The 9,856-nt window shown below is 33.3% G+C and carries 7 protein-coding genes and 1 pseudogene; all 8 read left to right on the top strand.

What is annotated here, in order from left to right; all coding sequences use genetic code 11:
- Positions 1–373: 373 nt before the first annotated feature.
- Positions 374–3,043, top strand: a complete 2,670-nt coding sequence (locus MK119_RS05525; protein ID WP_290671662.1) for a putative LPS assembly protein LptD — start codon at positions 374–376, stop codon at positions 3,041–3,043.
- Positions 3,044–3,112: 69 nt separating this feature from the next.
- Entirely contained in the window at positions 3,113–3,502 is a 390-nt protein-coding gene (locus tag MK119_RS05520; protein ID WP_290671660.1) for a Rid family detoxifying hydrolase, read from the top strand.
- A gap of 774 nt (positions 3,503–4,276) precedes the next feature.
- Positions 4,277–6,610, top strand: coding sequence for a penicillin acylase family protein (locus tag MK119_RS05515; RefSeq protein ID WP_290671659.1), 2,334 nt, complete (start codon positions 4,277–4,279; stop codon positions 6,608–6,610).
- Positions 6,611–6,673: 63 nt separating this feature from the next.
- Entirely contained in the window at positions 6,674–8,053 is a 1,380-nt protein-coding gene (locus tag MK119_RS05510; RefSeq protein WP_290671658.1) for an aldehyde dehydrogenase, read from the top strand.
- A 48-nt stretch (positions 8,054–8,101) separates the two neighbouring features.
- Complete coding sequence (locus MK119_RS05505) at positions 8,102–8,602, top strand: hypothetical protein (RefSeq protein ID WP_290671656.1); 501 nt, start codon at positions 8,102–8,104, stop codon at positions 8,600–8,602.
- Between the two features lie 51 nt (positions 8,603–8,653).
- A pseudogene (locus tag MK119_RS24215) lies at positions 8,654–8,986 on the top strand (tetratricopeptide repeat protein); the annotation flags it as partial.
- A gap of 69 nt (positions 8,987–9,055) precedes the next feature.
- The gene (locus MK119_RS05500; protein WP_290671654.1) at positions 9,056–9,331 is read left to right on the top strand and encodes a hypothetical protein; all 276 of its coding nucleotides are present in this window, start codon (positions 9,056–9,058) and stop codon (positions 9,329–9,331) included.
- A 12-nt stretch (positions 9,332–9,343) separates the two neighbouring features.
- Positions 9,344–9,745 (top strand): helix-turn-helix domain-containing protein, encoded by a 402-nt coding sequence (locus MK119_RS05495; RefSeq protein WP_290671652.1) that lies wholly within the window; start codon positions 9,344–9,346, stop codon positions 9,743–9,745.
- The last annotated feature ends 111 nt before the right edge of the window (positions 9,746–9,856 follow it).

Below are 9,856 nucleotides of genomic sequence, written 5' to 3'. Positions count from 1 at the left end.
TCGTTGGCTCCTTTTCTATCATTGCATTTGCTACAATACCATATGTTGATGAAAAAATAAGAATGATTATTAAAAAATATTTATGCATAAAATTGATTTCTATTCGTTTGCTATGATAATAATGCGTTTTGTGCTTTACTTATTGTGTTAATTATAATTAAAATATCATAAATGTATGATAAAAATACACTACTAGGTTTGGCACTTCAAATATTGAGCCATACTTTTACGGCTTTCGTATGATAAACGAAAATATAAAAGTTAGTTGATTATTCATAAAAGAAAGCTTTCTTTTGTGTATTATAAAGAATATTGGATTAGACCATTGCAAACAAAGAGATTTTATATAGGTATACAGCTCATATTTTTATTCATGAGTTTCTTTGCTTTTTCACAAGAACTTCCTGAGAGGAACAAACTTCCTTTTGAGCCTGAAAAGGAAAAGAAAACCGATACGGTAAAGGTTAATGTGAATGATGCTCTTAAGATAGGAACTCGTAAGGTAAGAGATTCTGTTAAGAACGATTCTATTAAAAACGATTCCGTTCCTGCAAAACAACCTATTCTACTCGATCAGGTAAAGTATAAGGCGAAAGATTATGTAAAAATTAGTCAACGTAAAAAAGAAATTCTCTTGTATGATGAAGCTGAAATTTACTATCAAGATACAGAACTAAAGTCTGGAATTATCATTTTAAATTATGAGAAGAATGAAGTATACGCAGGTCGTTTGAAAGATACAGCTGGTGTATATTCGCAAGCTCCATATTTTAAACAAGCTGACAATATCGTAGAACCCGATTCTATTCGTTTCAATTTTGACACGGAAAAAGCTTTGATTTGGAATTCTAGAACCGAACAAAATAGCACTCAAATTTTTGGAGAACTCACAAAAAAGGAAAACGATTCCGTTATTTTTATCAAAAATGCTAAGTTTACAACTTCAAAAGACATTGATAATCCTGAATATTATTTCTTAGCGCGAAAAATTAAATTAGTTCCAAACAAAAAGATTGTTTCTGGTGTCACTAATATGTATATCGCAGACGTACCAACGCCAATTGGATTTCCGTTTGCCTATTTCCCATTAACAGACGATAGAGCTTCTGGGTTTATTTTTCCAACTTTCGGAGAAAATAGCAGTCGTGGATATTTCTTCCAAAATGGTGGTTATTATTTTGCCGTCAGTGACTATTTTGATCTGGCACTTTTGGGTGATTATTATACGAATGGAAGTTATGCCTTCCGGATTGAATCCAATTATGCCTTACGTTATCGCTTCCGCGGGAATTTAAGTATGCGATTTGAAGCCGTGATTAATAGTCAACGTGGTTTTCCAGATTACAGCAAGTCAAACATTTACAATATTCGCTGGTCACACAATCAAGATGCAAAAGCCAATCCGAATTCACGATTTTCTGCTTCGGTAAACTTAGGTAGTAGTTCGTTCTATCAAGCTTCTATAAATCAACTGAATACTCCAAATTTCTTGAATAACACACTGAACTCATCAGTTTCGTATTCCAAGACATTTCCATCGTACCCATCGGTAAATGTTTCTTTAACAGCTACACACACTCAAAATACGCAAACAGAAAGTATCAATCTTACTTTGCCTACTTTGCAAGCAAGTGTAGAACGTATTTATCCGTTTGCTCCTAAAGATGGTATTAAAAAGGGAATTCTAAAAAACGTCAACTTCCAATACAACTTGCGTGGAGAGAACAGAATCAATACTACAGATTCTGTATTTTTTACCAAAGAAATGTTTGATGATGCAAAAGTTGGTGTACGACACAGTATTCCTGTAAATACAAACTTTAAGGTATTCAACTATATTAGTGTGAGTTTGGGAGGAAATTACGATGAAGTTTGGACCTTACAAACCTCCAGACGTTCAGACGCAACCATAGATCAAGCTACAGGTGAACAAATTGCTTCTGTGAAAGATACCATTAGCGGATTTGATTCGTTTAGAACGTATAACTTTAGTGCGAGTGTTGGTACTACACTATACGGAACTTTTGATCGTGGAAAAGACCGAAAAATTCAAGCCATACGACATACCTTACGACCTTCCATAAGTTATAGTTACAATCCAGCATTCAATCAATATTATGACGAATATATTATTGATGCTGACAATAACACAGTACAGGAATATACACGTTTTGAGGATGGGCTCTTTGGAACGCCGAGCAGAAATTTTGCAAGTTCCATAGGAATCAATCTTGCCAATACTGTAGAAGCCAAAGTAAGACCGAAAGATTCTACGCAAACAGAATCCAAAAAGGTAATGCTTTTGAATAGTTTAAATTTTTCTACAAGTTATAATATCGCAGCAGATTCTTTGGCTTGGTCACCAGTGAGAGTTTCAGGTAGTACGCAATTATTCAACAATAAATTGAATGTCAATTTTGGTGCAAATTTAGATCCGTACGCTATAGATAATCAAGGGATTCGTATTAACAAATTCAATATTGACAATGGAGGAAGTTTATTCCGTTTAACAAGTGCTAACTTAAACTTTAATTATTCCTTTTCTAGTAAAAGCTTAGAAGGTAAAAGTGATAGTAGTGTTGACAATACTAGAAGCGGTGGACGAGACGACGATTTATTTGGTAGGGCACAAGACTTTAGTGATCGACAAACTTTTAATGACGATGACGATGATGACGAAGAAAAAGAAGATGTAGAAGCCTACCGAGCCAAGATTCCGTGGGATTTACGTCTCGCCTACACGGTCACCTATCTCAACAGTAATCGACAGAATGAAATTTCCAATAACTCATTGATGTTCTCTGGAAACGTAGAACTTACGCCACAATGGAAAGTCGGAGTTTCTTCTGGTTACGATTTTAAAAACAAAGGGTTCACTTTTACACAAATGCGTTTTGAACGTGACTTAAAGAGTTGGCGAATCAACTTTAACTGGGTTCCGTTTAGTTCGCGTGCTTCTTGGTATTTCTTTATAGGAATCAAAGCCTCTATTTTACGTGATGTGAAATGGGAACAACGAAGCGAACCAGATAGAAGATTGTAATATTAGGTGTTGGGTATTAAATCTTAACTTTGACCAAAACCCAAGATCCAAAACCAAAACCAAAAAACCATGGCAAAACAAATCATAAAAACACCAAACGCTCCTGCTCCTATTGGACCATACAACCAAGCAGTTTTAATTAACGGAACTTTATATACTTCTGGACAAATCGCTATTGATCCAAAAAATGGAACATTACTTCAAGGAACCATTCAAGAAGAAACGGAACTCGTAATGAAAAATTTATCTTCGGTATTAGAAGCAGCGCAGATGACGTTTGACAATGTGGTAAAGACGTCTATTTTTGTAAAAAACATGAATGATTTTTCCAAAATCAACGGTGTATATGGAACATACTTTAACGAAGAAACCGCGCCAGCCAGAGAAACCGTGGAAGTTGGAAATTTACCAAAATATGTCAATGTGGAGATTTCAATGATTGCTGTAGAGAACGCTTAGAAAAGCCTTTTTAAAAAAACATGGGTAATGATTTTTTCTTTTGCACTCATATATGAATCATAAACATATATATCACGAAAAGGAAACATCTATAATCAATAAAACTCAATAAAAAATCTATTTCAAATTTACAAGACGCTTTTATGGCTGATATCATGGACAAACCTGTGAAGGTCCTTGTCAAGAAGGAACTACATATACAGCGCCAATTAATTAGTATGTAAAGAAGAGAAAGATAAATACCCTAAAAGAATTCCTGCAACTTCATTTAGAACAATTTTGAATTGTTCGCTACTCTACTAGTTTTAAAAAAAACGAAACCTCGCACTGAAATATGTACGAGGTATTTTTTAAACTTTCTAATTCAAATGTATTTAAATACTACCACTCATAAATGATATTTCCATTAAAAATAGTTCTTCAAAAATTGTACATATAATTTTTGTTCAATTACAAACGATTTTGATTTTTTTAATGATTGAATAATCAAAGATTAATAGTGAATCAAAACTAACGGAAACATGAAGTAGTTTAAAGAGAACGTATTTTCAATTTATAAAGAAGATACCTTGATTAATAGAACGAACAGTGTAAAATAATAATGATTTTTAGCTAATAATTTATCTTGTAATAAATAATACTCTTTGAACAGATGTGAATCCAAAATATATTTTGATGTATCACTACACTATTGATAGCGTATAAAATGTCAATCGAAGAATAAAAGTTTTACTCTAAACAATTTTTTTGTAGTTTTAAACAAAACACCAACTTGTGAAAAAAGCTGCTAAAATCCTTGGAATTGTATTACTAGTTATTCTCATTGCTGGATACATTTTCTACAGAACCTTACTTCCAACTTATGACGGAAGTTTTGATATTGAGAATATTCAAGAAGAAGTTACTGTTCATTATGATGACTATGGAATTCCTCATATTTATGCTCAAAATGAAGTAGATGCCTTTACTGCTTTAGGTTTTGTGCATGCACAAGATCGTTTGTGGCAAATGGAATTGATGCGAAGAATTGCACCTTCAAGATTATCAGAAGTGTTTGGAGATGCTACAGTGGACACCGATCGTTTTTTTGCCGCAACCGGAATTGATGAAGCTTCGGAAACAACGGTTAAAAATTTAGATAAAAACTCTAAAAGCTACATTTTAGCACAAGCCTATATTGACGGAATCAATCAGTTTGTAGAACAAGGCGCTACTCCAATTGAATTTTACTTAACAGGAATCGACAAAACTAAATTCGTCATTAAAGATATGTACAACATCTTTGGTTATATGGCATTTAGTTTTGCCATGGCACACAAAACTGATCCGTTGTTAACGAGTATCCAACAAAATTTGGGTAATGACTATCTTACAGATTTAGGTTTACATATAGATCCAAACACAACACTCATACAGAATTATCCTGCAAAAGACACTGCAAAAGTTAAAAACACCATGATTGCTGCCGTTGATAAAGCATTAAAACCATTACCAATTCCGCAGTTTATCGGTAGTAATAGTTGGGTAATAGCGCCACAAAAAACGGCTTCAGGAAAAGTACTTTTTGCCAATGATCCACATATTGGATTTGCACAACCTTCAGTTTGGTATGAAGCTCATGTACATACACCAACTTATGAAATGTATGGATATCATTTGGCTGGAGTTGCATTTCCATTACTAGGTCACAATCGAAAAATAGCGTATGGAATGACCATGTTTGAAAATGATGATATTGATTTTTATTGGGAAGATGAAAACGCAATCTTAGGAGAAACTACGAAAACTATCAAAGTAAAAGATGCCGACGATGTGACTGTTACAGTAAAACGCACAAAACACGGACCAATATTAAATGGAATTGCCGATGAAATTGACTTTGAAAAATCTGTTGCCATGTCTTGGATGTATATACAACGGCCAAATCAATTATTAGATGCTTGCTATACGATGTCGCATGCACAAAATCAAAAAGAATTTGAACAAGCTTTGCCTAAAATTCATGCACCAGGATTAAATTTAATGTATGGTGACGCACAAGATAATATTGGTTGGTATGCTGTGGGACAATTGACTGAACGTCCTGCACATGTAAACTCTAAACTGATTTTGGATGGAACTTCTGGCAATGATGAACCTGTTCGTTTTATGGATGCTTCCGAAAATCCTAGCGCTACCAATCCGCCATGGAATTATGTATATTCAGCCAATAATCAGCCTGATAGTATCAGCGGAAGTTTATATCCAGGGTATTATTTACCTGAAAATAGAGGAAAGCGTATTGTTGAACTAATTGAAGCCAATAACAAATGGACGAAAGAAGATGTAATGCAAATGACACTTGATGTTACGTCAAAAGTTCATGCAGAGACCATTCAAGAAGTCCTGAATGTTATAGCAAATGCTGATTTTTCTTCAAAAGAGGAAGAAGTGATAAACGTACTCAAAAATTGGAATGGAGATAATCAATTAACAGATATTGCTCCTACAATGTATCATCGATTCATTTATCACTATTTAAAAAATACATTTTCAGACGAACTTGCTAAAGAAAGTTTTGAAATGTTGATTAAAACACATCTTGCAAAACGTTTTACGTCATCATTATTGTTCAAAGAATCTATATGGTATGACGATGTATCCACGACTGCAAAAGAAACTCGAAAAGACATCTTAGTAAAATCATTCAAAGAAGCCGTCGCACATTTAGAAACGCAGTTTGGAAGTGACATTAACACTTGGACATGGAATAAAGTACATACTGTTGAACATCCGCATCCGATAGGAAAAGTTGAAATGCTTCGTTCTTGGTTTAATGTTGGTCCGTATGAAATTGCTGGAACGCAAGAAGTTATAAATAACCTAGGTTTTAACTACAACGAAGCAGGGACCTATGAAGTGTATTTTGGTCCTTCTACACGACGTGTGATTGATTTTTCTGACATAGAAAATAGCATGAGTATTTTACCAACAGGACAATCTGGAAATCCTTTCAGCGAGCATTATGACGATCAAGCTGAAATGTACATCCAAGGGAAGTTTAGAAAGATGCTACTGAACACTGAAGAAATTAAAAAACAATCCAAAAACACCTTAATTTTAAACTAAAAAAGTCTAGAATTCGCAAAAATTATTTTTTTGATAATTTAGCAATATCGATTACAAAAGCTTATGGAATACAACTGTCACGAAATTGTGCTAGCGCAAAAAAACTTTTTTAAAACTAGACAAACACAAGATATTACGTATCGAAAAAAGGTCTTAAAAAAGCTGTCAAAAGAAATCATAAAACGTGAAAATGATATTTGTGATGCTTTATATGCTGATTTTAAGAAGCCTAAGTTTGAATCTGTAATTTCGGAGACTGGTATTGTAATTTCAGAGTTGAAATTAACGATAAAAAAACTGAAATCTTGGGCAAAACCAAAACATGTTTGGCCAGCTTTATTAAATTTCCCTTCCAAAGACCGCGTTCACTCTGAACCCTACGGAACTACTTTGATTATTGCGCCTTGGAACTATCCGTATCAACTGGCATTAGCGCCTTTAATTGGAGCTGTAGCTGCAGGAAATACGGTTGTTTTAAAACCTTCGGAATTAACACCAAATACTTCTCAAATTGTAGAGGAAATCATCTCGGCTGTTTTTGATGAAAATCATGTAAAAGTGGTTCAAGGTGGTGTTCCTGTCTCACAAGAGCTCTTAGCACAGCGTTGGGACTATATTTTCTTTACAGGAAGTGTTAATGTTGGAAAAATCATAGCTAAAGCAGCTGCTCCACATTTAACGCCTGTTACTTTGGAACTCGGTGGTAAAAATCCATGTATTATTGATATTCATTCCGATTTTAAATTGACCGCTAAGCGTATTGTTTGGGGAAAATTTTTGAATGCGGGACAAACCTGTATTGCGCCAGATTATTTGATTGTACAGGCGCAAGCCAAATTTGACTTTATAAAAGTACTCATTGCTGAAATTGAAGCTGCTTATGGAACAGATCCGCAAGCTTCTCCAGATTACCCACGTATTATCAATGAAAAGAATTTTCAACGTTTAGCGAATATGCTGGAAGATCAAAAAGTACTATATGGCGGCGTTGCCAATAAAAACGAGTTGTACATTGCTCCTACGCTTTTGGATGAACCTGCCTTGAATAGTGAGGTTATGCTTGATGAAATTTTTGGTCCAATTCTACCGATTCAAGTCTATGCTGAGTTGGAAGATATCGATACAATCATTTCCCATTATGAAAAACCATTGGCTTTGTATGTATTTTCGAGTGATAAAAAATTTGCAAAACGCATGATAGAACGCTATTCATTTGGCGGTGGTGCTATCAATGATACCGTAACCCATTTTGTAAACCACAGAATGCCTTTTGGTGGTGTTGGTCATAGCGGAATGGGCGCATATCATGGGAAAGGAAGTTTTGATACCTTCTCGCACAAAAAATCAATTACCAATAAAAAAACGTGGTTAGATGTTCCCGTAAGATATGCTCCATATAAAGGAAAAATAAAGCTTCTTAAGTTTTTACTAAAGTATTTTTAGTGTTTTTTTCTCTTCAGTGCAGATACCATTTTAACAGAATATACTTTCATGAAAAAATTATGCTCTTGCTTTTATTTTCTATTTATCATAGTTAACGTAATACATGCGCAAGACGATTATTTTGAAATTCCTGATAGTCTTCAACAAAAAACTATTGGCGAATTAAGCCGTCTAAGCAGAGCAAATCGAAATAAAAACATTGATAATGCCATCATATATACAAGAGCATTTTTGCAACACGCTAAAGAAGCAAATAATGAAACTGCTGTACAATATGCATACATGTATGCTGCGTTAAACACAAAAATAAAAGGTGATGATGACGCTTCCATACGATACGCAAAATTATGTCTTACCTATTTTCAAAAAGATTCCCGTTTTTTAGGGCAAGAATTTCAAACACTTACGTTGCTTGGTGTTATTTCTGAAGAAATAGGAAACGACAAAGAAGCTACTGAATATTTCTTAGCAGCTGACGCTATAGCAGAACAATTAAACAATCCCGGATTATTAGCTACGTCAACTCGTAATTTAGGGAAAATGAAATGAAAAGCAGGTCGTTTTGAAGAAGCTTTAGCCGATTATGAAAAAGCCAATACAATTCATCCTGAAAGGAAATTATACTTAAGAGTTGGTGGGAGTTTTTTAAAGCTAAATCAACCCGATTCTGCCTTAGTCTATAGTAACAAAGGACTTCAAATAGCTTTAAAAGAAGAAGATTCATTTAATACAAGCTATTATTATATTGATATTGGTATTGCGTATATTTTAAAGCAAGATTATTCTACTTCATTAAAAAATTTACAGGCAGCTAAGAAACTCATTCACAACGAAAAAAGATTAGTTGAAGTATACTATTATATAGGAAATTGCTATTATCTTTTAAAGCGTTACGATGATTCTATAGACATTCTAAAACAAGCCTTACAAATCATAGAAGACAATGAACTAACATCAAAATTAGATTTCATTCCCTATGAATACACTTCAATTTTAGAACTGTTGGCAGATAATTATCATAAAAATGATAATGACCATTTGTATGAATTCTATCGTACAGCTTCAAAAGAAAGTCAATACAAATACCAAAAAGAAAAAAATAGTGTAAACGATCTTATATACACGGCACAAATAAAAAAGCAAAAAGATCGCAGTGATGCCAAGGAACTTCGCTATCATAAATTAAAACTTCTCACTATATTTTTAGCGATTATTCTAATATTAAGTTGTTCGTTTTTTATATGCAGAGCTAAGAAAAGAAAAGCGATTTTTACATAACTTCATAAAAAAGTGGCAACTTTAGAGCAACAACAGAAAGCTTCAACTGAAAAAGAAAAAAATACACTTAAAAAAGAAGTCATTATCAATGATAAAAAAACAACTGAAATTTTAGAACGTTTACAAAAATTTGAAGAGCAAGAATTTTATTTAGATCCGAATTGTAATTTACGTTTTGTTGCCAAAAAAGTTAAAACCAATACAACCTATTTAACCAAAATTATTCATACACATAAAGAGAAAAACTTCAACGATTACATTAATTACTTACGAATTACGTATACATTAAAACGTTTAAACAACGATCTCAAATTTAGAGCGTATTCTATCAAATCAATTTCGCAAGAAGTTGGATATAAAAGTGCTGATTCCTTTGCTAAACATTTCAAAAAACATACAAAGTTATATCCTTAATATTATATTAAAACATTAAATAAGCAAACATAAAATACTGTCCTATTTTGTCTAGTTTAGGTTGGTCAAATTCATACAAATTACCTACTCTTCTATTTGTTTAAATATATT

This window comes from Kordia sp. (genome assembly GCF_022447245.1).
GTDB lineage: Bacteria > Bacteroidota > Bacteroidia > Flavobacteriales > Flavobacteriaceae > Kordia.
This window is presented reverse-complemented; position numbering and strand designations above follow the sequence as displayed.

Bases quoted from the DNA above. Each gene is read 5' to 3' on its own strand.
- MK119_RS05525 (WP_290671662.1), top strand. From the start codon at position 374: ATGAGTTTCTTTGCTTTTTCACAAGAACTTCCTGAGAGGAACAAACTT.
- MK119_RS05520 (WP_290671660.1), top strand. From the start codon at position 3,113: ATGGCAAAACAAATCATAAAAACACCAAACGCTCCTGCTCCTATTGGA.
- MK119_RS05510 (WP_290671658.1), top strand. From the start codon at position 6,674: ATGGAATACAACTGTCACGAAATTGTGCTAGCGCAAAAAAACTTTTTT.
- MK119_RS05505 (WP_290671656.1), top strand. From the start codon at position 8,102: ATGAAAAAATTATGCTCTTGCTTTTATTTTCTATTTATCATAGTTAAC.